Annotated in this window: 25 protein-coding genes; 11 read left to right on the forward strand and 14 right to left on the reverse strand. The window is 71.0% G+C overall.

What is annotated here, in order from left to right; genetic code table 11:
* The 11 genes from FV242_RS19835 to FV242_RS19885 all read right to left on the reverse strand — a co-directional run.
* The coding region (locus FV242_RS19835) for a 1-deoxy-D-xylulose-5-phosphate synthase N-terminal domain-containing protein (RefSeq protein ID WP_281407082.1) at positions 1 to 232 on the reverse strand (232 nt) is incomplete at its 3' end.
* Positions 233 to 275: 43 nt separating this feature from the next.
* Positions 276 to 536, reverse strand: coding sequence for an exodeoxyribonuclease VII small subunit (locus FV242_RS19840; protein ID WP_058193261.1), 261 nt, complete (start codon positions 534 to 536; stop codon positions 276 to 278).
* A 226-nt stretch (positions 537 to 762) separates the two neighbouring features.
* Positions 763 to 1,275: a tyrosine phosphatase family protein gene (locus FV242_RS19845; RefSeq protein WP_147940103.1), complete on the reverse strand. Its 513-nt coding sequence runs from the start codon at positions 1,273 to 1,275 to the stop codon at positions 763 to 765.
* A 76-nt stretch (positions 1,276 to 1,351) separates the two neighbouring features.
* Entirely contained in the window at positions 1,352 to 1,972 is a 621-nt protein-coding gene (locus FV242_RS19850) for an HD family hydrolase (RefSeq protein ID WP_147940104.1), read from the reverse strand.
* Positions 1,969 to 2,583 (reverse strand): DNA-3-methyladenine glycosylase I, encoded by a 615-nt coding sequence (locus FV242_RS19855; RefSeq protein ID WP_147940105.1) that lies wholly within the window; start codon positions 2,581 to 2,583, stop codon positions 1,969 to 1,971. The genes FV242_RS19850 and FV242_RS19855 overlap by 4 nt, the downstream gene beginning before the upstream one ends.
* Positions 2,584 to 2,658: 75 nt before the next feature.
* Positions 2,659 to 3,513 (reverse strand): folate-binding protein YgfZ, encoded by an 855-nt coding sequence (locus tag FV242_RS19860; RefSeq protein ID WP_147940106.1) that lies wholly within the window; start codon positions 3,511 to 3,513, stop codon positions 2,659 to 2,661.
* A gap of 110 nt (positions 3,514 to 3,623) precedes the next feature.
* Entirely contained in the window at positions 3,624 to 3,878 is a 255-nt protein-coding gene (locus FV242_RS19865; protein ID WP_007564226.1) for a hypothetical protein, read from the reverse strand.
* 159 nt (positions 3,879 to 4,037) lie between these two features.
* Positions 4,038 to 4,466, reverse strand: coding sequence for a TIGR02301 family protein (locus FV242_RS19870; protein ID WP_147940107.1), 429 nt, complete (start codon positions 4,464 to 4,466; stop codon positions 4,038 to 4,040).
* On the reverse strand, positions 4,463 to 4,936 hold the full coding sequence (locus FV242_RS19875; protein ID WP_147940108.1) for an NUDIX hydrolase: 474 nt from the start codon (positions 4,934 to 4,936) through the stop codon (positions 4,463 to 4,465). The genes FV242_RS19870 and FV242_RS19875 overlap by 4 nt, the downstream gene beginning before the upstream one ends.
* Positions 4,933 to 6,063 (reverse strand): hypothetical protein, encoded by a 1,131-nt coding sequence (locus FV242_RS19880; protein ID WP_306440310.1) that lies wholly within the window; start codon positions 6,061 to 6,063, stop codon positions 4,933 to 4,935. The genes FV242_RS19875 and FV242_RS19880 overlap by 4 nt, the downstream gene beginning before the upstream one ends.
* A 22-nt stretch (positions 6,064 to 6,085) precedes the next feature.
* Positions 6,086 to 6,808, reverse strand: a complete 723-nt coding sequence (locus FV242_RS19885; protein WP_058193267.1) for an SDR family NAD(P)-dependent oxidoreductase — start codon at positions 6,806 to 6,808, stop codon at positions 6,086 to 6,088.
* Positions 6,809 to 6,984: 176 nt separating this feature from the next.
* On the opposite strand from FV242_RS19885, the gene FV242_RS19890 reads away from it, so the two are divergent.
* The 4 genes from FV242_RS19890 (at position 6,985) to thiL (ending at position 9,813) form a co-directional block, all read left to right on the forward strand.
* Positions 6,985 to 7,554, forward strand: a complete 570-nt coding sequence (locus FV242_RS19890; RefSeq protein WP_147940109.1) for a carboxymuconolactone decarboxylase family protein — start codon at positions 6,985 to 6,987, stop codon at positions 7,552 to 7,554.
* A gap of 112 nt (positions 7,555 to 7,666) precedes the next feature.
* Positions 7,667 to 8,155 (forward strand): 6,7-dimethyl-8-ribityllumazine synthase, encoded by a 489-nt coding sequence (gene ribH, locus FV242_RS19895; RefSeq protein ID WP_147908475.1) that lies wholly within the window; start codon positions 7,667 to 7,669, stop codon positions 8,153 to 8,155.
* 128 nt (positions 8,156 to 8,283) lie between these two features.
* A complete protein-coding gene (gene nusB, locus FV242_RS19900; protein ID WP_281407083.1) occupies positions 8,284 to 8,814 on the forward strand; it encodes a transcription antitermination factor NusB in 531 nt (176 codons plus the stop codon).
* 3 nt (positions 8,815 to 8,817) lie between these two features.
* The gene (gene thiL / locus FV242_RS19905; protein WP_147940110.1) at positions 8,818 to 9,813 is read left to right on the forward strand and encodes a thiamine-phosphate kinase; all 996 of its coding nucleotides are present in this window, start codon (positions 8,818 to 8,820) and stop codon (positions 9,811 to 9,813) included.
* Here thiL and FV242_RS19910 read toward each other — a convergent pair.
* Positions 9,733 to 10,134: a hypothetical protein gene (locus FV242_RS19910; protein WP_147908473.1), complete on the reverse strand. Its 402-nt coding sequence runs from the start codon at positions 10,132 to 10,134 to the stop codon at positions 9,733 to 9,735. The two genes, thiL and FV242_RS19910, sit on opposite strands and share 81 nt — an antisense overlap.
* A gap of 504 nt (positions 10,135 to 10,638) precedes the next feature.
* On the opposite strand from FV242_RS19910, the gene FV242_RS19915 reads away from it, so the two are divergent.
* Positions 10,639 to 12,783 carry a sodium-translocating pyrophosphatase gene (locus FV242_RS19915; RefSeq protein WP_147940111.1) on the forward strand — a complete coding sequence of 715 codons (2,145 nt, stop codon included), beginning with the start codon at positions 10,639 to 10,641 and terminating at the stop codon, positions 12,781 to 12,783.
* Positions 12,784 to 13,026: 243 nt separating this feature from the next.
* On the opposite strand, the gene FV242_RS19925 is transcribed toward FV242_RS19915, so the two are convergent.
* Positions 13,027 to 13,776, reverse strand: coding sequence for a hypothetical protein (locus tag FV242_RS19925; RefSeq protein ID WP_147940112.1), 750 nt, complete (start codon positions 13,774 to 13,776; stop codon positions 13,027 to 13,029).
* Between the two features lie 533 nt (positions 13,777 to 14,309).
* Between FV242_RS19925 and FV242_RS19930 the strand changes: the two genes are divergently transcribed.
* The 3 genes from FV242_RS19930 to FV242_RS19940 all read left to right on the forward strand — a co-directional run bounded on the left by FV242_RS19930 (position 14,310) and on the right by FV242_RS19940 (position 18,417).
* Complete coding sequence (locus tag FV242_RS19930) at positions 14,310 to 15,401, forward strand: alkene reductase (RefSeq protein WP_147940113.1); 1,092 nt, start codon at positions 14,310 to 14,312, stop codon at positions 15,399 to 15,401.
* Between the two features lie 438 nt (positions 15,402 to 15,839).
* Positions 15,840 to 17,753, forward strand: a complete 1,914-nt coding sequence (locus FV242_RS19935) for a PAS domain S-box protein (protein ID WP_147940114.1) — start codon at positions 15,840 to 15,842, stop codon at positions 17,751 to 17,753.
* Position 17,754: 1 nt separating this feature from the next.
* Positions 17,755 to 18,417, forward strand: coding sequence for an HAD hydrolase-like protein (locus FV242_RS19940; RefSeq protein WP_147940115.1), 663 nt, complete (start codon positions 17,755 to 17,757; stop codon positions 18,415 to 18,417).
* 145 nt (positions 18,418 to 18,562) lie between these two features.
* Here the strand turns inward: FV242_RS19940 and FV242_RS19945 are convergent, their stop codons facing one another.
* Entirely contained in the window at positions 18,563 to 19,060 is a 498-nt protein-coding gene (locus FV242_RS19945) for an outer membrane protein assembly factor BamE (RefSeq protein WP_147857231.1), read from the reverse strand.
* Positions 19,061 to 19,251: 191 nt separating this feature from the next.
* On the opposite strand from FV242_RS19945, the gene FV242_RS19950 reads away from it, so the two are divergent.
* The 3 genes from FV242_RS19950 to plsX all read left to right on the forward strand — a co-directional run bounded on the left by FV242_RS19950 (position 19,252) and on the right by plsX (position 21,774).
* Positions 19,252 to 19,809: a ubiquinol-cytochrome C chaperone family protein gene (locus FV242_RS19950; RefSeq protein ID WP_147908467.1), complete on the forward strand. Its 558-nt coding sequence runs from the start codon at positions 19,252 to 19,254 to the stop codon at positions 19,807 to 19,809.
* Positions 19,806 to 20,321: a DUF177 domain-containing protein gene (locus tag FV242_RS19955; RefSeq protein WP_147940116.1), complete on the forward strand. Its 516-nt coding sequence runs from the start codon at positions 19,806 to 19,808 to the stop codon at positions 20,319 to 20,321. The genes FV242_RS19950 and FV242_RS19955 overlap by 4 nt, the downstream gene beginning before the upstream one ends.
* A 418-nt stretch (positions 20,322 to 20,739) precedes the next feature.
* Positions 20,740 to 21,774 carry a phosphate acyltransferase PlsX gene (plsX, locus tag FV242_RS19960; protein ID WP_147857119.1) on the forward strand — a complete coding sequence of 345 codons (1,035 nt, stop codon included), beginning with the start codon at positions 20,740 to 20,742 and terminating at the stop codon, positions 21,772 to 21,774.
* Positions 21,775 to 21,853 lie beyond the last annotated feature (79 nt).

Below are 21,853 nucleotides of genomic sequence, written 5' to 3' on the forward strand. Positions count from 1 at the left end.
CGTCCCAGACGATGCGGTCGTCGGGCGTGTCGAACACGTGGTGCAGGGCGACCGTGAGCTCGACCACGCCCAGCCCGGAGCCGAGATGGCCGCCGGTGATCGACACCGCGTCGATCATCTCGGCCCGTACCGCGTCCGCCACCGCCTGCAACTCGGATTCGGGAAGCTGCCGGAGCGCCGCAGGCTCCGGGATACGGTCGAGAAGTGCGCTCAGCTCGGGGGAAATCGCCACGGCATCAACCTCTATCGGACGGGATCGGTCTGACCGCCGAGCCTCAGGATATATCGAGCGGCGCCACGCCCTCGGGCCGCCCGTCGGCGCCGAGAGTGATCCTCTGGATCCGCGCCTCGGCCCGCTTCAGCAGCGCCTCGCAGTGCTTCTTCAGCACCTCGCCGCGCTCGTAGATCGCCACCGACTCGTCCAGCGGGACATCACCCCGCTCGAGCCTGCGCACGATCTCTTCGAGTTGCTCCAGCGCCTTCTCGAAGGGCAGGTCGCCGGCGGCCGGGGCCACCTCGGGTCTGCTCGCGTTCATCCCACACACATCCTTTGGGTCGGTTCTAAGGCGGCAGCCGGTGCGGCCACAACCCACGCGAGGGCGAGGCCGGCCGGATAGGCCGCGTTTTGGCAGCATGCGGCGGCGTTTGCGCCACACTCTCCGCGCCTTGGGGCGCCCCTTAGCGAACCCGGCGTGGAACGCCTACCGGACGGTCGTGCGCGGCGGCGGGGGCGCCGACAACCGGAGGTTATCCGCCCGGCTGTCACGTCAGCGTCAGGCAGAACGGCATCCCCTCGAACGCCTCGGCGCCGCGGCCGATCCGCGCGACCGCCGCGATCATCCGGCCGTCACGGTCGAGCATCCGGTCCGCGATCGCCACGAACAGCGGATTGGGCGTCGCGGACGGGGATGCCGCGCGCAAGGCGTCGGCGATGTCACCCTCGTCGCGGTCCGGTGCCAGCGCGCAGGCCGCGATGTAGGCGGCCGCGGTGGACCGGCTGATCCCGGCATAGCAGTGGATCACCAGCGGCTTGTCCCGGGGCCAGGCTCGGGCGAAGGCCAGGATGCCGGCCACGTGCTCGTCGGCCGGCAAGACGTGTCCATCCCGGGGCTCGGCGATGTCGCTGACCCCGATGACGGAGTGGTTCTCCGCATCGATCAGCGCCGGGCGCTCGAGCGGCGTGCCGACGTTGACGAGCGTGAGCACGTGGCTCGCCCTGGTGGCGGCGACGGTCTCGGGCAGGCGCGAGAGCGGACAGACGTGAAGGGTTGGCATGATGGCGGGCACCTGACGCGTGATCGTGACGGATCGAGGGCGACGCGGCGGCGGTCCGCAGCCTCGGCATGGCGCCTCATTCCGGATCGGGAGTTGGGGCCCCGGAATCTTCCGCCAGGGTATGAAAGCGGTCGAGGAACCGCGCCTGCGCCTGCGCGGTCGGCCACGGTTCGGCGAGCGCGAGGACACCCGCCGGCAGGTCCGGGGCGCGCCCGAAATAGCGCTCGGCCTCATCCAGGGCGAAGCCGGCGAGTTCGACGGCCTCGATATGGGCCGCGATCCGGTCGGCCCGCTTTACCAGCCGTCCGATGGCGGGCACGGGAGCCGCGAGGCCGAACCGGCGGCGCACGGCCGCGAGCAGGCGCAATTCGACCCCGCGATAGGCGTCGCCGATCGCCGCCTTGAGCGGGGAGATGATGTCGCCGACGACATATTCCGGGGCGTCGTGCAGCAGTAGCTCAAGCCCGTCCCGATCGGTGCAGCCCGGGGCGATGTGGCGGCCGACCGCCTCCACCAGCAGGCTGTGCTGGGCGACCGAGAAGACGTGCGGCCCCCGGGTCTGGCCATTCCAGCGTGCCACCCGGGCGAGCCCGTGGGCGATGTCGGCGATCTCGATGTCCCGCGGCGCGGGATCGAGGAGGTCGAGGCGGCGGCCGGACAGCATCCGCTGCCAGGCCCGGGGTGCCGGGTCGCTCATGCCGGCTGGCCCAGCGCGGCGCAGGGCCCGTGGCGGTGGCAGCCGACAAGATGGTCGTTCACCATGCCGACCGCCTGCATGAAGGCATGCACGATGGTCGGTCCACAAAACGAAAAGCCCTCCGCCTTGAGGGCCTTGCCGATCGCCCGGGAGACCGGCGTCTCGGTCTGGATCTCGGTGCGGCTCCGGGCGCTCCCCTGGATCGGTCGGCCGTCCACGAAGTCCCACAGGAACGGTGCGAAGCCCGGACCGCTCTCTTCGATCCGCAGCCAGGCCCGGGCCCCGGCGATCGTACCGACGATCTTCGCGCGGTTCCGGATGATGCGGGCGTCGGCCATCAGCCGCGCCACGTCGGCCTCGGTGTAGCGGGCGATGGCCTCCGGGTCGAAGCCGGAGAACGCGTCGCGGAAGCCCTCGCGGCGGCGCAGGATCGTGATCCAGGACAGGCCCGCCTGGAAGCCGTCGAGGATCAGCTTCTCGTAGAGCGCCTGCCCGTCGCGCTCGGGCACGCCCCATTCGGTGTCGTGATAGGCGACGTAGAGCGGGTCGTGGCCGGCCCACCAGCAGCGGGGGCAACCGTCGGGATGGTCGATCAGGCCGGTCTCGGGCATCCCGGTGGTTTAGCGAGAACAGGAGCGGAACGCTATCGCCACGCCAAACACGTCACGTTACGCTGCGATCAGCGATCAGGCGGCCGGCGATGCAGAGGCCTCAGGCATCGAGAACGTCGCATAGGCCGGCTTCTCGAACGTCACCGGACGATCGCCGGCGAGAGGGGTTGCACCGGCCGCGAGGGCGTCGGCCAGGCGGTCGAGCCGCACCAGCGCGAGGCCGTGCTCGCCCGCGGTACTGCCGGTGGTACCCAGTCCCTTGCCACCGGCGGTGATTTCGGTGCCGGGGGGAGGGGCCTCGCCCGTATAGCGAGCCGCCAGGATCCGGGTGCGGGCGGTGCCCCGGTGCTGCATGCGTGAAACCACCTCCTGGCCCACGTAGCAGCCCTTCTTGAAGTCCACGCCGCCGAGCTGGTCCAACAGCGCCTCATGGGGGAACGCATCACCGTAGACGTAATCGCGTCCGCCCTCGGGCACGGCGAGGCCGATGCGGCGCCGGTGGTATTCCGCCTCCGACGCGTCGGCCGAGAAGGCACCTTCGCCGGCGTAGATCCGGGCGCCGAGATCCACATGGCGGGCATCCGCCACGGTGTCCGACTCGGCCGCCGGCGAGGCCCCGGCCCAGGCCGCCGCCACCGCCACGGTTGGGTCGACCGCGATCGCCACCTGCGCGCGCAGCCGGTAAAGCGTGAGGCGTTTGGCCAAGTCGGCCGCCCGGTCGATCGCCGTGTCGAGCCGGAAACCGTCCGGGATCCGCGAGATCAGGAAGTCGAACAGAATCTTGCCCTGGGGCGCCAGGAGGGCGCCGAGGCGGGCCTCTCCGGCCTGCAGGGTCTCGACGTTGCAGGTCAGCACGCCCTGCAGCAGTGCGGTAGATTCAGGCCCTGTGACGGTGACGAGGGCGCGGTCCGGCAGCAGGGCGACGGGCATGGCAGTCAGATCCTCACGCGACAGGGGCAATCCGGAATTCCGGAGTGCAGGGCCGGGAGGTAGTCGCTGCGCACCCGTGCCTCAACCGTCCGGGCTCCGCGGCCGCCTCGTCAATGCTGGAGGGTCGTGGTGAAAGCACCCCCGCGGATGCGCTCGGGAAAGCCCTCGGCGTAGCGGGCGGTGGCTTCCTCGCCGTAGGTCATCACGAGTTCCTGGAAGGCCGCGAACAGGGCGGCCTGAGCCATGCAGTCGCCGTCGAGCCCGTCGAGACAGCCTTCCGCGAACGCCTCCGAGACATAACTCAGCGCGACGCGCTTCTCCTCGACATCGACCTCGATGGGGGCGGTCTGAGAGATGTGCTGCATGGACCCGGTACTTCCGTTGCGCCGGGCACGGGACCCGGCGGACCAACGAATGATAGGTGGCTCCCCGCGGCTCGGCCAGCCGAGAATTTCAGATCGGTTAACGCGGACGCTCGAAGTTGATCCTTTCGGGGGATGCATCCCGCCTGTGATGCCTCTGCATCACCCACCGAATCGCCCAGCCAAGGCGTGCGACAGCCTGTCACCCTCCGTGACGTAGCGGGCGGCCGCCTCGTGCGCGGCCGGGGTGCAGACCCGGTAGGTCAACGCGTAGCCGCGATAGCCGCGATTGTAAGCGCCGGCCAGTCGATCACGCCGGGCCGGCGTCACGCCTTCGGACTCGATCAGCGCCTTCATGCGGGCCGGCCATTCCCCGGCGTCGGGTGCCACGCAGAGGCCGCGCAGGAAGGCCAGCGCCCCGATGATCTCGGACATCCGCATCAGGTCGCGGTCGTAGGGAGCGGGCACGTCCGCCGGTGGGGACGCTTCCTTGGGCGCCTCCTTGACTGGCGCCGCACGGCTGCCGCGCTGCTGCGCCAGGGCCGGCCCTGCGAGCGCCACGGCGAGGCAGAGGATGACCGGAAGCCTCACGGGCGCGCCTCTCCTCTGTCGCCGACCCGGTCGAACGCCTCCTGAAGGGTCCCGATCAGGCCCGGCGTCGTCGCCAGGCCGGCGATCTCGGCGAGCGTCGCCCACCGGACCCCGAGGGCCTCCGGGCCCGCCACGGGCTCGCCGCCGCACCAAAGGGCTGCGTGCGGGTGGACGACGTAGTGGTGCCGGGCGCGGCCGGCCTCGTCCCGGACGATGATCTCGGTGGGTGAGAGCACGCCGACCACCTCGGCCGCCAGGCCGACCTCCTCGGACAATTCGCGCAGGGCCGCCTCGGCGAGGGCCTCGCCGGCCTCGACCAGGCCGCCCGGCAGGGTCCACACGCCTCGCATCGGCTCGTTCGCCCGGGCCGCCAGCAGGACGCGATCGCCGCGGATCACCGCGATCGACGCGCCCACGAAGGGCCGGGTCGGGAACAGGCGCCCGCCGCCATCGGCTTCGCCCGCCGTCACGGCTTGCCTCCGTCGGGGGCGACGATTGCGACCCGCCCGTCGGCGAGGCCGACCACCAGCCGCGTCGCGGCGCCTTCGCCGAGTGCCACGATGCCGATCGTGGCCGGTGCCGGCAACGGGATGCGCAGGCGCTCGTGCAGCACACCCTTCGCCTGAACGAGGGCGATCTCCGGCCGTCCGGCCACCGGCACCGCGAGCTCGGGTGGGCCTGCGGCCGGGGCCGTGACGGCGAGGTCCGCATCTCCCTCGCCCGCCGCGTAGCCCGGGACCTCGCCAGCGGCCTCGATCCGGCCCGTCTGCAGGGTCCAGAGCTGCAGCAGGCCCCGTGCGCTGACCGTGGCGGCCTGCACGATGCCGGAACCCGCGAAATCCGCGATGCCGGCGATCTTCAGGGGCGGGCCGGGCTGCACCGGGGTGCGGGCCGTGACGCTCCAGGCCTCAGCACCGTCGGGGCGGCCGATCAGCACGAGGCCGCCCGAATCCAGTCCCGAGAGGGTCGCGGCCAGGAGGGCCGGGCGGCCGGCGAGGCGCAGCAGGCGCGGCCGGAGCGGCGCGAACGCCGCGTCGCCCCCCGCCGGTACCGTGACGGTGGCGACCGGGACCGGCTTCGGATCGGTGCTGACGGCCATCGGCTGGCGTTCGCGGATCGTCAGGACGGCGGCGGCCTCGCCGCCATCTGCGGCCCGGGTACGGCCGGTCAGGTAGGCGCTCAGGGGCCCGGCCAGGACCCGGCGCGAACCCGGCAGGGCGCCCCGCGGCGTCTCGGCGGCGGTCAGCCCCTCGACCGCCTCACGGCTGATCGGCCGCGCCGTGACGGTGCCGTCCGCGAGGCCGAGCACGGCACCGCCGTCGTCGCCCCAGACCACGGCGATCGGGGCGCTCTCCTCGTCGCCGGCCGGCTGGCTCGTCTTCGCACCGGCGATCGGCAGCAGGCCGGAGGTCGCCACCGAGATCGCGACCTCGCTGCGCGGCCCGCGCAGCGCCCTCACCTTGAACGGCAGGTCCAGGATCCGGAGGCCGGGTGGCTCGGCGCGGGCGGCGGCGAGCGGCGCCGCGCACAGGACCAATCCCATGAGGGCCGCGACGATCCGGCGTTGCCGGGGCGGGAAATAGCGCATGGCGGTCATGTCCGCCGCCCGGAGCGGCGGGTCAAACGTGCTGGCCGCCGTTGATGTGCAGCTCGGCCCCGTTCACGTAGGACGAGGCGTCGGTGCACAGGAAGTAGATCGCCTTTGCGACCTCGTCGGGGGTGCCGAGCCGCCGCTGCGGGATCTGCTCGACGAGCTTCTCCGTTCCGGGCGACAGGATCGAGGTGTCGATCTCGCCCGGCGAGATCGCGTTGACCCGCACCCCGAGGGGCCCGAAATCGGCGGCCATCTCGCGGGTCAGGCCGGCGAGGGCGGCCTTGGAGGTGCCGTAGGCGGCACCCGCGAACGGGTGGACCCGGGAGCCCGCGATCGAGGTCACGTTGACGATCGAGCCCCGGGCCCGGGCGAGTTCGTCGCGCAGGCCGCGGGCCAGCAGGATCGTGGCGAAGACGTTGACCTGGAACACCCGCTGCCACCCGTCGAACTCGGTGGCCAGCGCCCCCAGGCGCTCGCCCGCGGGGCCCTTCGGCGAGATGCCGGCATTGTTGACGAGCGCGTGCAGCACGCCGCCCTCGGCATCGAGCCGTCCCCGGACCTCCTCGATGGCCCGCATCGTGTCCTGGGCGTCCGCCAGATCGACCTGGAGGTGGTCCTCGGGACCCATCTCCCAGGGGCAGTTCTCGGGGAACGCGTGGCGCGAGCAGGTGATCACCCGCCAGCCGGCCGCCGAGAAGCGCTTGACGGTGGCGTGTCCGATGCCCCGGCTCGCGCCCGTGAGCAGCATGATGCGCCGGCGTTCGTTGACGGGGAGGGCCAAAGCCGTAAGCCTCGCTGGCGTGTGTTCGGATCGCGTCCGGCCCGGGCGCTCGTCGTGCCGGTGAGCCTGAACGGTCTAGGCTCACGGGGGCCGGAAATCCAGAGCGCGTGCCGCGCGCACGGTGCTAGTGAGGGCAGGAAGCCATGACGGGTACGGACCGCTTGCCGGAGATCCCCGCCGACCAGTTCTCGGACGTGCAGGCCGCAGCTGCCGAGGTGTTCCGCGCCGAGCGCGGGGTCCCGGTCTTCGGGCCGTTCGTGCCGCTGCTGCGAAGCCCCGAACTGATGCTATGCGCCAGCCGCATGGGGCTTTACCTGCGCTACGGCAGCGCCCTCCCGCTGCGGATCAGCGAGTTCGTCATCCTGATCGTCGCCCGGCTGTGGAGCCAGCAGGTCGAGTGGCAGATCCACCACCCGATCGCGCTCAAGGCCGGGGTCGCACCGGAGACCGCACAGGCCCTGGTAGAGGGCCGCCGCCCCGAGACCATGAGTGACGACGAGGCGCTGGCGTACGCCTTCTCGACCGAGCTGCAGCACAACCGTGCGGTGAGCGATGCGACCTACGCGTCCGTGGTGGCGCGCTTCGGCGAGCAGGGCGCGATCGATCTCACGGGAATCAACGGCTACTACGCGCTGCTGGCCATGACCATGAACGTGGCCCGCACGGCACTCCCGGAGGCGGGCGCGCCGCCGCTGCCGCCGCTGGTGCGGTAGCGTACCGCGGTGCTTGTCGCGCCGGCCGCTTCGGTCTAACCGTCCCTCTATCCCGAGGGCGCCCGAAGCGCGGCGCCCTCGCCAACCCCCGAAAAACCGACCGGACTCAGCCATGGTCGCCCATAACCGCGCCGCCACGGCGCCGATGCCCGCGGATCCGGCCCTTGCCGGCGCCCGGATCCTCGTCGTCGAGGCCCGCTACTACGAGGCGCTCGCCGACGAGCTGCTGGCCGGCGCCCTCGCGGTGATCGAGGCGTTCGCCGCGCACGCCACCGTGGTCACGGTGCCGGGCGCCCTCGAAATCCCCGCCGCGGTGGCGATCCTGGCGGATGACTACGACGCCGTGGTGGCGCTCGGCTGCGTGATCCGCGGTGAGACCGGGCATTACGACATCGTGGCCGGCGAGAGTGCCCGCGCCCTGATGGACCTCTCGGTCCAGCGCCGGCTGCCGCTCGGCAACGGCATCCTCACGGTCGAGACAGAGGCGCAGGCGCTGGAACGGGCCCGGGTCGCCGAGATGAACAAGGGCGGCGGCGCGGCCGAGGCGGCGCTCGGGGTGCTCGCCCTCAAGCGCGCAGCCGAGGCGGCGCGCCCGCGATAACGAGAACCGACATGACCGCGACGACCGAGACCAGGCCGGACGACACCGCCCAGGATGGCGCCGGAGGCGGTGCCCAGGAGACGGCTCACGAGACGGCTCACGAGACGGCTCACGAGACGGCCCGGGCTATCAGCCCGCGCAGCGGCGCGCGCCTGTCCGTGGTGCAGGCGCTCTACGAGATGGACATCTCCGGCAAGGGCGTCCTCGACGCGCTCGCCGAGTTCGAGGCCTTCTGGATCGGCCAGGAGGTCGACGGGATCATGCATCCCAAGGCCGAGACCGCCTTCTTCCGTGACCTGCTGCGCGGCACGGTCGAGGAGCAGCGGGCGATCGACCAGAAGCTCGACCAGGCTTTGGCCCAGGGCTGGCCGCTCCGGCGCATCGAGATCGTGCTGCGGGCGATCCTGCGGGCGGGCGCCTACGAGCTGCTGTTCCGGCCCGACGTGCCGGCGCCGGCGGCGATCTCCGAATATGTCGACGTGGCCCACAGCTTCTACACCGCCGACGAGCCCGGCCTCGTCAACGCCGTCCTCGACCGGGTCGCCCGGGAGGTCCGGCCGGGTGAGATGAGCGCGCCCAAGGGCGGCAGCAACAAGGGGGGGAGCAACAAGGGGGGCGGCAAGCCGGGCTCCGGAAAGCCGCCCGCCAAGAAGGCCTGAGCCGTGTCCGGGCCGGGCCGCGCCTCCGAGGAGGGGCTGATCGCCCGCTACTTCGCCCCGCTGGCCGGGCCGGGAGCGGACGGGCTCCGGGACGATGCCGCGACCCTGACGCCCACCCCCGGGCATGATCTCGTCGTCACCGCCGACGCGGTGGTGGCCGGGATCCACTACTTTCCCGACGATCCCCCGGCCTCGATCGCCCGCAAGGCGCTCGGGGTGAACCTGTCCGACATCGCGGCCAAGGGGGCGGTGCCGCGTGGCTTCCTGCTGACCCTGGCACTTCCGGACGACTGGACGGAGGCGTGGCTCGCCGGCTTCTCCGGTGGACTCGGGGCGGCGGCGGCCGAGGTCGGCTGCCCGCTGCTCGGCGGCGACACGGTGCGTTCCGGCGGGCCGGCGCTGATCGGGGTGACGCTGTTCGGCGAGGTGCCGTCCGGCGGCATCGTCCGGCGCGGCACCGCCCGGGTCGGCGACCGGATCTGCGTCAGCGGCACGATCGGCGATGCGGCGCTCGGCCTGCGGCTGCGCCTGGAGCCGGACGCCGCCTGGGCGGCGGCCCTCGACCCGGCGCTGCTGGCGGTGCTGGCCGACCGGTACCTGCACCCGCGCCCGCGCCTCGCCCTGGCGACCGCGATCCGCCGCCACGCCTCGGCCGCGATGGATGTGTCGGACGGGCTCGCCGGCGACCTCGCCAAGATGCTGGGCGCGGGCCGCAGCGCCCGGATCGCGGTTGGATCCGTGCCGCTGTCGGAGGCCGCGGCCCGGGCGAGCGCCGCCGAGCCGGGCCTGATCGACCCGGTCCTAACCGGCGGCGATGATTACGAAATTCTCTGCACCGTAGCCCCCGAGGACCTCGACGCGCTCCGGGCCGAGGCGGCGGAAGCCGGGGTCCCGCTCACCGCCATCGGGACCGTCACTTCAGGCGACGGCCCGCCCCGCTTCGAAATGGGCGATGGCGCTGCGCGCGTGTTCGCGGCTGGGGCGTTCAGCCACTTCTGAGGCGGGGCCCGGATTGGTCCGGCCGAGGACGATGTGGGTCACCCCCTCGGGCTGGCGCCCGATCTGGCGGCGGACCTCGTCCATCATCCCGGCCGCCACGATCGGCATCCACAGGGCCAGGTCGCCGCTGGTCAGCGCGGCGCGGCCGGTGAGCGCCTCCTCCGGGCGGGGCGGCGTCGAGAAGGCGCGCTGCAGGATGTGCAGGAGGTCGCCCTGGACCGCCTCGGGTTGGGCCGAGACCCGCTCGGCGATCAAAAAGTGCACCGCCCCGGTCAACACCTCGATCGTCGCCGCCAGCTTGGCGACCTGGTCGCTGCTCATGTTCAGCCCCATCCGTTATACAACCGGAAGTAGAGATCCGTATGGTTAACCGCGGGTTAAGGCCCTGCGTAGCCGCGAAGAATTCGGCGGCCGGGGCGGCGCGGGGGCGGTCGGATCGGTCCAGACTTCGACGAACCGACACCTCGGACGCCGCTTCGCTGCGAAGAGCCTTCGCGGTCTGGGTCCGCATCCTGGCATGACGCAATGCAGCATCGGCATGATGCAGTGCCCAAGCCGGAAAACGCGGCGTTTGCGCTCACCGGCGAAGTTTGGCAACTAGACTCCGCCCGATCACGCCATGCTCGGGCCGACTCTTAATCCTTTGCTGAGACGGCTCACTGTCGCCGAACCGGTCTGCACTTCGACGGCGGACGCGCTAAGACTTACCGACTGGGAAGGAATGCACTGATTCGCGCACAACGTCCCATGGTCGTCCTGCGACGGCCAAGCGCGACACCGATCACAAGCCCCCGCCAGGCACGATAAGAACAAGGACGGTAGAGCATGATCCCCTTGGCTTTGATCATCGTGGGCGGGCTCTGTGCCGTCGCCTACGGCATCGTCACGATCCTCGACGTGATGCGGCGGGACGCCGGCACCCAGCGCATGCAGGAGATCGCCGCCGCCATCGCGGAGGGCGCGCAGGCCTACCTGAAGCGGCAATACCTCACCATCGGCGTGGTTGGATTGGTGCTGTTCGTGCTGCTGGCGGTGTTCCTCGGGATCAAGGTGGCGGTCGGCTTCCTGATCGGCGCGGTCCTGTCGGGGGCCGCCGGCTTCATCGGCATGAACGTGTCGGTGCGGGCCAATGTGCGCACCGCCCAGGCCTCCTCGACCTCGCTGGGGGCGGGCCTCGACATGGCGTTCAAGTCCGGGGCGGTGACCGGCATGCTGGTCGCCGGCCTCGCCCTGCTGGGGGTGGCCCTCTACTACCTCTACCTCACCCGCGGCGCCGGGCTCGACCCGTCGAGCCGCGAGGTGATCGACGCGCTGGTGGCGCTCGGCTTCGGCGCCTCGCTGATCTCGATCTTCGCCCGGCTCGGCGGCGGCATCTTCACCAAGGGCGCCGACGTCGGCGGCGACCTCGTCGGCAAGGTCGAGGCCGGGATCCCGGAGGACGACCCCCGCAACCCGGCCACCATCGCGGACAACGTCGGCGACAACGTCGGCGACTGCGCCGGCATGGCGGCCGACCTGTTCGAGACCTACGCGGTGACCATCGTGGCCACCATGGTGCTGGCCGCGATCTTCTTCTCCGGGCCCACCGGCAGCGGCCGGGCGGTGCTCGAACCGATGATGCTCTATCCGCTGGCCATCGGGGCGGCCTGCATCGTCACCTCGATCGCCGGCACCTACGCGGTGCGGCTGTCCGCCAACCAGTCGATCATGGGGGCCCTGTACAAGGGCCTGATCACCGCGGGCGTGCTCTCCGTGGTGGCGATCGCGATCGTCAACCTGACCCTGCTGGGCGGCTTCTCGACGGCGTTCACCACCTCCACGGGCGTGACCTTCACGTCGGGCGGCCTGTTCGGCTGCGCGGTGATCGGGCTCGCCATCACGGCGCTGATCGTGGTGATCACCGAATACTACACCGGCACCAACTACCGCCCGGTGAAGTCCATCGCGGACGCCTCGGTGACCGGCCACGGCACCAACGTGATCCAGGGCCTCGCGATCTCGCTCGAATCGACCGCGCTGCCGGCCATCGTGATCGTGGCCGGCATCATCGCGACCCACGCCCTGGCCGGCCTGTTCGGCATCGCCATCGCGGTCACCGCGATGCTGGCGCTCGCGGGCTTCATCGTGGCGCTCGACGCGTTCGGGCCGGTCACCGATAATGCCGGCGGCATCGCCGAGATGGCCGGGCTACCGCCGGACGTGCGCAAGTCCACGGACGCGCTGGACGCGGTCGGCAACACCACGAAGGCGGTCACCAAGGGCTACGCGATCGGCTCGGCCGGCCTCGGCGCCCTGGTTCTGTTTGCCGCCTATACGTCCGACCTGAACTACTTCATCGCGAATGCCAGCCCGACGCAGTACCGGTTCTTCCAGGGCGTCAGCGTCGATTTCTCCCTGTCCAACCCGTACGTGGTGGTCGGGCTGCTGCTCGGCGGCCTGATCCCGTTCCTGTTCGCCGGCATCGCCATGACGGCGGTCGGCCGGGCGGCGAGCGCTGTGGTCGAGGAGGTCCGGCGCCAGTTCCGGGAGAAGCCCGGGATCATGCAGGGCACCGACCGGCCGGATTACGGCCGGGCGGTCGACATGCTGACCCGGGCGGCGATCAAGGAGATGATCGTCCCGTCGCTGCTCCCGGTGCTGTCGCCGATCGTGCTGTTCTTCGTGATCCAGGCGATCGCGGGCAAGAGCCAGGCCTTCGCCACGGTGGGGGCGAGCCTCCTCGGCGTGATCCTCACCGGCCTCTACGTCGCGATCTCGATGACTTCGGGTGGCGGCGCCTGGGACAACGCCAAGAAGTACATCGAGGACGGCCACCACGGCGGCAAGGGCTCCAACGCCCACAAGGCCGCGGTGACCGGCGACACGGTCGGCGACCCCTACAAGGACACGGCCGGCCCCGCGGTGAACCCGGCGATCAAGATCACCAACATCATCGCCCTGCTGCTGCTGGCGGTGCTGGCGCATTATTGAGCGCCGAGTCCGGCGCGGATCCGCGCCGGACTCGGCGCTCAGCGCGCCACCCGTGAAGGTCGCGTGTACCTGGGTTGCTTCGCTGCGCTCGCAATGACGGTGGGGCAGCGATAACGCCTCAGCGGCCATCCCAATCCCTCACCCCATCCTGAGGCGACGGAGCGAAGCGGAGGCCTCGAAGGAGGGCTCCAGCCTGGCGCGCGAGCCCTGGAGGGTGCCTTCAAGTGTGCCCTCGCGAACAACTCAACGCGGTGGAATGACGTGTCGCGGACTCCGGGGCACAGTCGGCGGCACCCGTACATGGCGGATCGTAGCTAAATCCGTGTCGTAGTCACCGAGATGGACATTGAGACCGTTCAGGATGCGTTCGCAGGCCCCGACGACCTTCGTGCGGTCTTTGATCGGATTGCTATGATAGAGTTCGTTGCGAGCTTCCTTGATGACCCGCATCGTATCCTCGAACATCTTTCTGCCGAGCTTGAAGCCGAGTTCTGCGTCCGAGCAGAACATTCCGCGTGTCATCGACCAGTCTGCACTGAGGATGTTCCACAGGTCGCCGAGGTTGAGGGTGTAGAAAAACTCATCGGTGCGACCCGGTCCGGAGACGCTCTGCACGTGGAGCGGATTGGCAATGGTATCGAATGCCCGCCAGACCGCCTTTAAGAAGGCAACGCTCACGGGGATCGTCCAAATGGTTGGGAGGGCTTGAGCCGTCTGGCCGCGTGCCCGGGCATCCCGGATCAAGGTCCACCAATGCACGCCGTTGAACTTGATCGCTGACTGCTCTGCCAGGGCCGACCTGAGGCCGTTCTCCACCGCGAACAGGAATGGGTAGATCGCGGAGAATTCCTTGATCTTCCGGGTGTAGATCTGATGCACCAGGGATCGCTGTGCGTCAGGTGGTACCAACCGGAGCTTGCGTATTTCCGTGGCCTCGCGAATCGCGTCCCGGAGCAGCGTTGGGTTCAGCGTCCGCATGTCCTTGTCGAGCAAGTCGACCTCATGCGAGCGAGGCGTGAACGTCAGGTACGCTCCGAGCAGTTCGCGAGTCGGGACATGGCGCTTCGAGATAGGCATCAGCACTTGTGATGGTCTGAGTCTCGCCTTATAACAAGCCTACTCGCTTGGTGGCGGCGCAATGGTGTCGCGAGCCCATGGGATTGCCATGGCACCTTGAGAGTCTAAACCAAAATTTTTGAAAGGCGTGGCTCTTAGGGGCCGCGCCTTTGTCTGCTTATAGACTGTCTTGAGCGTCAATTGCCGCGTGCGCTATACTGAGATGGGCGCACTTCTTTTCAGTGCCGAGCGATGCATTTGGCTCCCTACGATCGGCTGCGCCGACCGACCCTTGGAGTCGTTCCACCCCCAAATCCAAAGAAAACCGGGATGATTCCACCCCCCTGGGACGTGCGCTCGCGCACGGACCGAGCCCCCATGCTGCGCTGCACCCTGGCATCACCGCGCCGCGACGCCACCTCGGCGTTTGAGTTTCGGACGCGGCGTCGCCGCACCAGCACGAGGTATCCATGCCGTCCCTGCACGACCCGATCCGCATCGGCGCCATCGAGGCGAAGAACCGGATCTTCATGGCCCCGCTCACCCGCGGCCGCGCCACCCGCGAGCACGTGCCGACCCCGATCATGGCCGAGTATTACACCCAGCGCGCCGGCGCCGGGCTGATCCTCACGGAGGCCACCGGCATCTCCCAGGAGGGCCTGGGCTGGCCGTTCGCGCCGGGGATCTGGTCCGACGCGCAGGTCGATGCCTGGCGGCCGATCGTGAAGGCCGTGCACGACCGCGGCGGCAAGATCGTCTGCCAGATCTGGCACATGGGCCGGCTGGTCCATCCGGACTTCCTCGGCGGCGAGAAGCCGGTCTCGGCCTCGCCCATCGTGGCCCCGGACCAAGCGCACACCTATTCCGGCAAGAAGCCCTACGCCGAGCCGCGCGCGCTGGAGGTCTCCGAGATCCCGCGTCTGCTGGCCGATTACGAGCGCGCCACCGCCAACGCCCTGGCGGCCGGCTTCGACGGGGTGCAGATCCACGCCGCGAACGGCTACCTGATCGACGAGTTCCTGCGCGACGGCAGCAACCACCGCACCGACGCGTACGGCGGCACGATCGCCAACCGCGTGCGGCTGCTGCGCGAGGTGACCGACGCGGTCGCGGGCGTCGCCGGGCCGGAGCGCACCGGGGTGCGCCTGTCGCCCAACGGCGCGATCCAGGGCACCAACGATTCGAACCCGGAGCCCCTGTTCGTGGCCGCCGCCCAGGCGCTCGCCGACAGCGGCATCGCCTTCCTGGAGATGCGTGAGCCCGGCCCGGACGGGACCTTCGGCAAGGCCGACCACCCGCCGATCGCCCCGGCGATGCGCAAGGTGTTCCGCAACCCGATGATCCTCAACGCCGATTACGACGGGGTCAGCGGCCAGAAGGTGCTGGACGCGGGCGACGCCGACGCGATCGCGTTCGGCCGGACCTACATCGCCAACCCGGACCTGGTCGAGCGTATCGCCAAGGGCGCCCCGCTCGCCAAGGACGAGGCCGCGACCTGGTACAGCCAGGGGCCGCAGGGCTACACCGACTACCCGACGCTCGGCGAAGCCCGCGCCGCCTGATCGACCGGCACGGCGCCGGGGCCCGCGCGGCGGGTCCCGGTGCCGGATGCCGTCTCGATCGACAGGCCAACGCCGGCCGCGTGGACCGCCTCGTCATTCCGGGGCGCCGCAGGCGAGCCCGGATTGCAGGGTCACCGACGGCGCAAGGCCTCGCGATGTCGGCGGATCCGGATCCCGGGCCCCGGCATGGCGCAGCGAACCGCGCGCGTCCCCGCGACGATCAAGCCGGCCGAAAACGGGCGCGGTCCATACGGAATGGTGCAGAGTCCGGGCGCCGCGCCGACGCCGGGTGGATCAGCCGCCCCAGGGCGGCGATGTCGCCGACCCGACTGCGCGGGCCGGTGAAGCGAATACCCCGCCGCGCACCCTGATACGGGGCCTTAATACGCGGCCATGCCTATGCAGCCGCCCGTCGCGCGCCTATGTGAGCGCCAGACCATGGATGTGCCGCCCCCCAATTCACGCGCGGATCGCGAACCGACCGACCGGCTCTGGAGCAGAGCGGACCGGCTGGCGGAACTGCACGACCTCGCCATCCTCGATAGCGCGCCCGAGCCGCTCTACGACGACCTCGTCCGCATCGCCGCCCATGTCTGCCGGGCGCCGGTGGCCCTGGTCAGCCTGGTCGATGCCGAGCGGCAATGGTTCAAGTCGGAATTCGGCCTCGGCCAGCGGGAATTGCCGATCAACTGCTCGGTCTGCGCCCACACGATCGAGGCCGGCGACTGCCTCATCATCCCGGATCTCGCCGACGACCCGCGCACCATCGACAACCCTCTGGTGACCGGCGGGGCGGGCTTCCGCTTCTACGCGGGGGCGGTGATCCGGGGCGCGCAGGGCATTCCGCTCGGGGCACTCTGCGTCCTCGACCGGACGCCCCGGCCCGAGGGGCTCGACGCCGACCAGGCCGCCACGCTGTCCGCCCTGGCGCGCCAGATCTCGACGCTGCTCGAGAACCGCCGGACCCACGCCCAGGTCGCCGCCCGGGAGGCCGAGATCGCCGCCAGCGCGCGCCGCTTCCGGGTGATGACGTCGGCGATGCCCCAGATGGTCTGGACCACCCTGCCGGACGGGTTCCACGATTATTTCAACGACCGCTGGTACGAGTTCACCGGCATGCCGTACGGCTCCACCGATGGCGAGGGCTGGAACGGCGTGTTCCATCCGGACGACCAGGAGCGGGCCTGGACCCGCTGGCGCCATTCCCTGAAGACCGGCGAGCCTTACGAGATCGAGTATCGCCTGCGCCATAAAGACGGCGCCTACCGGTGGACGCTGGGCCGGGCCATGCCGATCCGCGACGCGGAGGGGCGGATCGAGCGCTGGTTCGGGACCTGCACCGACATCGATGACCTGAAGCAGGCGGAGGCCGAGGCGCGCAAGCTCGCCGCCATCGTGGAGACCTCCAAGGACTTCATCGGCCTCTTCACCCTGGACGGCGCCGTCACCCATCTCAACGAGGCCGCGCTGGCGCTGGTCGGGCTGCCCGACCTCGCCGCCGCCCGCCGGCACCGGATGGAGGATTTCTTCGGCGACGACAGCCGCCGGGTGCTGACCGGGACGGTGATGCCGGCGGTTCGCCGGAGCGGTTACTGGGAGGGCGAACTGGCCTTCCGGCATTTCGGCACGGGCGAGCCGGTGGCCGTGCTGTACAACATCTTCCCGGTGCGCGACCCGACCGGGGCCGAGATCGGCTACGCCACCGTCACCCGGGACCTGCGCGAGGCCAAGCGCGCCGAGGAGGCCCGCGACCTGCTGATCCGCGAGCTGTCCCACCGGATCAAGAACATCTTCGCGGTGGTGGGCGGCCTGGCGGCCCTCACCGCCCGCAGCGACCCGGCGGCCAAGCCGTTCGCGGCGGCCTTCCGCGAGCGGCTCGGCGCGCTCGCCCGGGCCCACGAATACGTCCGCCCGCATTCCCCCGACAGCGCCCCCGAGGTCGAGGGCCAGACCGTGCTCGGGCTGATGCGCCTGATCATGGCCGCCTACGAGGAGGACGGCCGGGCGCGCGTCGCGATCTCCGGGGACGATGCCGCGATCGGCGAGCGCACCGCCACCGCGCTCGCGCTGATCATGCACGAGCAGGCCACCAACGCGATGAAGTATGGCGGGCTCTCCACCAAGGCGGGCGGCGTCACGCTGAGCGGGCTGCGCGACGGCGCGCGCTACACCCTGACCTGGGCCGAGTCCGGCGGCCCCCCGGTCACGCAAAAGCCCACCCGGAAGGGATTCGGCACCGTGCTGGCCGAGCGCAGCGTCGCGGGGCAGCTCGACGGCTTGCTGGAGCACGATTGGGCGCCGGGCGGGCTGCTGATGCGGCTCAGCATGCCGCTGGCCAACCTCCGGCACTGAGATGGCGCGCAGCCCCGGCGGGGCCGGGCCCGCGCTCGTGGTGCTCGATTTCGACGGCACGCTCGCGGACAGTTTCGGCTGGTTCTGCTCGGTCCTGAACGGCGTCGCCGACCGCTACCGCTTCCGCCGGGTCGAGGCCCACGAGGTCGAGGCGCTGCGGCTGCAGGGCGCGCGGGCGATCGTGGCCCATCTCGGCATCCCGCGCTGGAAGCTGCCCTTCATCGCCCGGCACATGCACGCGCTGGCCGCCCGCGACGCCGGTGCGATCGCGCTGTTTCCCGGGGTGCCGGAGATGCTGGCCGACCTCGCGGCGGCGGGGGTGCCCCTGGCGATCCTGTCGTCGAACCGCGCCGACACCGTCCGCCGGGTGCTCGGCCCCGAGAACGCGGCCCGGATCGACGCCTATGCCTGCGGCGCCTCGCTGTTCGGCAAGGCCCGGCAGCTGCGGGCGCTGCTGGCCCACCGGAAGGTCGCGCCGGAGCGGGCCCTGTGCATCGGCGACGAGGTCCGCGACCTGGAGGCGGCCCGGGCGCTCGGCTGCCCGTTCGGCGCGGTGGCCTGGGGCTACACCGAGGCGGGCGCGCTGGCGGCGCTCGGGCCGGAATACCTGTTCGCCGAGCCGGCGGACATCGCCCAGCTGGTGCGACGACGCGAATTGGTCTGAGACACGTCAGGGTTTCAAAAGGTCTGCGACCTTTTGCGGGTGCAGGGCAGAGCCCTGCGGCAGAGCCCCGCTCTGGGTGCTCAGGGGCTCCGCCCCCGAACCCCGTCAAAGGGCTGAGCCCTTCGGAAACCCCTGACGCTCGTTCTTACAGGCCGCGGTTGGCGCCCGGGACGACGCTGGTGCCCTTGCCGGAGCCGAACGGCTCGTAGCGGGTCAGGCCGCGGAACAGCTGGCTGAGGAACGCCCGGTCGGCGCCGCTGGTCGGCGTGGTGCGCTCGATGAAGTCGAACACCCGGCCGTCTTGCAGGCCGTAGAGCGCCACCCGCTCGACCTTGAAGCCGGGGGTGAAGTAGACCGCCGTGACCTTCTGGTCCTCGACCTGCTCGCCCAGGAACATGATCGTCCGGCTGGTGTTCTGCGAGATGTAGTACCAGGACTTGTTGCCCACCGTAGAGACCGTCGACGGCGTGCCGAGGATCTGCAGCACCTGCTCGGGGGCCATGCCGGGCTTGATCGTGGCGAGCGCCGCCTGGTCGATCTGGTAGCCGTGGCGGAGCTCTTCGCCGACGCAGCCGGCGAGGCCGGCACCCGCGAGGCCGATCAGGGCGAGGCGCGCAAAGGACTGGACGAGACGGCGCCGCATCGGGCCCCCAAAGAGCGTGTTGACGGACGAGCGACGCAGGCCGCCGCCGGTCCATGTCTCCGACGGCGCTTGCGCCTTGGGCGTGGGTTGCCGTACCGCGGGGATATGGCTTTGACAAGGCAAGCTTGGCCACACGCCCCGGCCGCCCGATGCCGCCGCGGCCCGGCATCGCCCTTCTTTCGGAGGCATCCATGATCGCCGCGCTGTTCCGGCGCGATGGCGCGCGCCGCCGCGCCGTGGAGGGGCTGCACGCGGCCATCAGCCTGGCGGCGCGCCGGCCGGGCCTCTACACGGGGCTCGCCGTGCCCGACACCGTGGAGGGCCGGTTCGAGGCCCTGTGCCTGCACGTGATCCTGGTTCTGCGCCGGCTGAACCGGTTGCCGGCCCCGGCGGCCGACGTGGCGCAGGACTTGGTCAACGCGGTCTTCACCCAGCTCGACGCGGCTTTGCGCGAACTCGGCGTCGGCGATATGGGCGTCGGCAAGCGGATGAAAAAACTCGGTGCCGCCTTCTATGGCCGGGCCACGGGCTACGATGCTGCGCTCGACGCCCGCGACGACGCGGCCCTGCGGGTGGTGCTCGCCCGCAACGTGCTCGGCGGGGAGGGCGACCCGGCGGGCCTCGCCGCCTACGTGCTGGCGGCCGATGCGGCCCTGGCCGGGGCCGATCTCGACGGGCTGCTCGGTGCCGGGCCGCCCTTTCCGGAGCCGGACGCGTTCGCGCCGGCCCCGACCGGAGACAGGACATGAGACACCGTACGGGCCCGGAGAGCGGGCCGCTTTCCCGCTGGGTCAACGTCGATCGCCTGCCGCAGGGGCGGGGCGCCGTCACCGTCGAGGCGAGCCAGGCCGAGTGCGACGCGCTCGCGGCCGACTTCAAGATCCCCGCCATTCGCGACCTGGTCGGGCGCTTCGACATCTCGGGCTCTACGAACCGGATGACCGTCACCGGCACGGTCGAGGCCGTGGTGACGCAGGTCTGCACCGTCAGCCTCGAGCCGTTCGCGGGTCCGGTCCGCGAGCCGGTGGAGGTCGTGTACACCGACACCGACCAGCTCGCCGGCACCGACGCCGAGGACGTCGAGGTGCCCGACCCGCTGGTCGGCGGCCGGATCGATTTCGGCGCGCTCACGGCCGAATTCCTGGCGCTGGGCCTCGATCCCTATCCGCGCAAGCCCGGCATCGCGTTCGAGCCCGTGGTGGCGGGCGAGGATGCCGGCCCCTTCGACGCGTTGCGCCGGCTCCGCGACGGGGAGGGCTGAGGCCGTCCGGCTCGGCGCAGCCCCAGGGCGGGGTGCGGCGCGGGAGGCGGAAACGGGCGGTCGGTTTCGACCAAGAGGAATGTCCAACCTACGCCCTCATCCTGAGGTGCCGGAGCGCAGCGGAGGCCTCGAAGGAGCCCTCCAGCCGGCCGCGCGATCCCTGGAGATCTCCTTCGAGGCTCGCTGCGCTCGCACCTCAGGATGAGGGGGGTGGACGGGATCGCTCGCAGAAGCAGAAGCCCCCCGCAGAGCCCCGCTCCGGCCCGCCCCGAAACAATTGCCTGACCCGTCCGGCCCGAATTCATTTGCCCGGCGGGCCTGTATCGCTATGGTCCGGCGCGCCCGGCGGGCGGCCCTCGTCCGTCCCGCCGCCGTTCCCGCCGCCGTTCCCCCTGCCGAGACCGCGACCCGCAAAGACATGTCCCAACGCGTGTGCATCTCGCTCGACGCCATGGGCGGCGACCACGGGCCCTCGACCGTCGTGCCCGGCGCCGCCCTGGCCCGCGAGCGCCATCCCGACATGACCTTCCTGCTGTTCGGCGACGAGGCGGTGATCGCCCCGCTGGTCGCCAAGGAGCCGCGGCTGAAGGACTGCGTCGAGATCCGCCACACCACCGTGGCCGTGGCCATGGACGACAAGCCCAGCCAGGCGGTGCGCCAGGGCCGCGGCAAGTCCTCGATGTGGCAGGCGATCCAGGCGGTGCGGGACGGGCAGGCCGATGCCTGCGTGTCGGCCGGGAACACCGGCGCCCTGATGGCGATGTCGAAGATCTGCCTCAAGACCATGTCGGGCATCGAGCGCCCGGCCATCGCGTGCCTGTGGCCCACCGTGCGCGGCGAGAGCGTCGTGCTCGACGTCGGCGCCACCATCGGCACCGATGCCGAGCACCTGGTCGAGATGGCCGTGATGGGCTCGGCCATGGCCCGCATCGTGTTCGATCTCGACAAGCCGACCGTGGGCCTGCTCAACGTCGGCACCGAGGAGATGAAGGGCAACGAGGCGGTCAAGGAAGCCGCGCGGCTGCTGCGCGAGATGGAGAGCACGCGGCTGACCTATCACGGCTTCGTCGAGGGCACGGATCTCGGGCGCGGCACCGTCGACGTGGTCGTGACGGAAGGTTTCACGGGAAACATCGCGCTCAAGACCGCCGAGGGCACAGCCAAGCAGATCGGCAGCTACCTGCGCTCGGCCATGACCCGGACCCTGTCGGCCAAGATCGGCGCGCTGTTCGCCCGGCAGGCGTTCAAGGCCCTGAAGGACAAGATGAATCCGAGCCGCGCCAACGGCGGCGTGTTCCTCGGGCTGGAGGGCATCGTGATCAAGAGCCACGGCTCGGAGAACGCGCAAGGTTTCGCCGCCGCGATCGATCTGGCGCACGACATGGCCCGCCACGATATGATCCGCACGATCCGCGAAATGCTCGACCAGACGGCGGTCCTGGCGCCGGCTTGATTCTCTGTCTTCGGCCGTGGCGTTTCCCACAACGCCCGAACCTCCTCCCCGTCATTCCGGGGCGCCGCAGGCGAGCCCG

It is taken from the genome of Methylobacterium sp. WL64 (assembly GCF_008039945.1).
Taxonomy (GTDB): Bacteria; Pseudomonadota; Alphaproteobacteria; order Rhizobiales; family Beijerinckiaceae; genus Methylobacterium.

Coding starts and splice junctions, on each gene's coding strand:
- FV242_RS19840 (WP_058193261.1), bottom strand. CDS start 536: ATGAACGCGAGCAGACCCGAGGTGGCCCCGGCCGCCGGCGACCTGCCC.
- FV242_RS19845 (WP_147940103.1), bottom strand. CDS start 1,275: ATGCCAACCCTTCACGTCTGTCCGCTCTCGCGCCTGCCCGAGACCGTC.
- FV242_RS19850 (WP_147940104.1), bottom strand. CDS start 1,972: ATGAGCGACCCGGCACCCCGGGCCTGGCAGCGGATGCTGTCCGGCCGC.
- FV242_RS19855 (WP_147940105.1), bottom strand. CDS start 2,583: ATGCCCGAGACCGGCCTGATCGACCATCCCGACGGTTGCCCCCGCTGC.
- FV242_RS19860 (WP_147940106.1), bottom strand. CDS start 3,513: ATGCCCGTCGCCCTGCTGCCGGACCGCGCCCTCGTCACCGTCACAGGG.
- FV242_RS19865 (WP_007564226.1), bottom strand. CDS start 3,878: ATGCAGCACATCTCTCAGACCGCCCCCATCGAGGTCGATGTCGAGGAG.
- FV242_RS19880 (WP_306440310.1), bottom strand. CDS start 6,063: ATGACCGCCATGCGCTATTTCCCGCCCCGGCAACGCCGGATCGTCGCG.
- FV242_RS19885 (WP_058193267.1), bottom strand. CDS start 6,808: ATGCTGCTCACGGGCGCGAGCCGGGGCATCGGACACGCCACCGTCAAG.
- FV242_RS19890 (WP_147940109.1), top strand. CDS start 6,985: ATGACGGGTACGGACCGCTTGCCGGAGATCCCCGCCGACCAGTTCTCG.
- ribH (WP_147908475.1), top strand. CDS start 7,667: ATGGTCGCCCATAACCGCGCCGCCACGGCGCCGATGCCCGCGGATCCG.
- FV242_RS19910 (WP_147908473.1), bottom strand. CDS start 10,134: ATGAGCAGCGACCAGGTCGCCAAGCTGGCGGCGACGATCGAGGTGTTG.
- FV242_RS19915 (WP_147940111.1), top strand. CDS start 10,639: ATGATCCCCTTGGCTTTGATCATCGTGGGCGGGCTCTGTGCCGTCGCC.
- FV242_RS19930 (WP_147940113.1), top strand. CDS start 14,310: ATGCCGTCCCTGCACGACCCGATCCGCATCGGCGCCATCGAGGCGAAG.
- FV242_RS19935 (WP_147940114.1), top strand. CDS start 15,840: ATGGATGTGCCGCCCCCCAATTCACGCGCGGATCGCGAACCGACCGAC.
- FV242_RS19940 (WP_147940115.1), top strand. CDS start 17,755: ATGGCGCGCAGCCCCGGCGGGGCCGGGCCCGCGCTCGTGGTGCTCGAT.
- FV242_RS19945 (WP_147857231.1), bottom strand. CDS start 19,060: ATGCGGCGCCGTCTCGTCCAGTCCTTTGCGCGCCTCGCCCTGATCGGC.
- FV242_RS19950 (WP_147908467.1), top strand. CDS start 19,252: ATGATCGCCGCGCTGTTCCGGCGCGATGGCGCGCGCCGCCGCGCCGTG.
- FV242_RS19955 (WP_147940116.1), top strand. CDS start 19,806: ATGAGACACCGTACGGGCCCGGAGAGCGGGCCGCTTTCCCGCTGGGTC.
- plsX (WP_147857119.1), top strand. CDS start 20,740: ATGTCCCAACGCGTGTGCATCTCGCTCGACGCCATGGGCGGCGACCAC.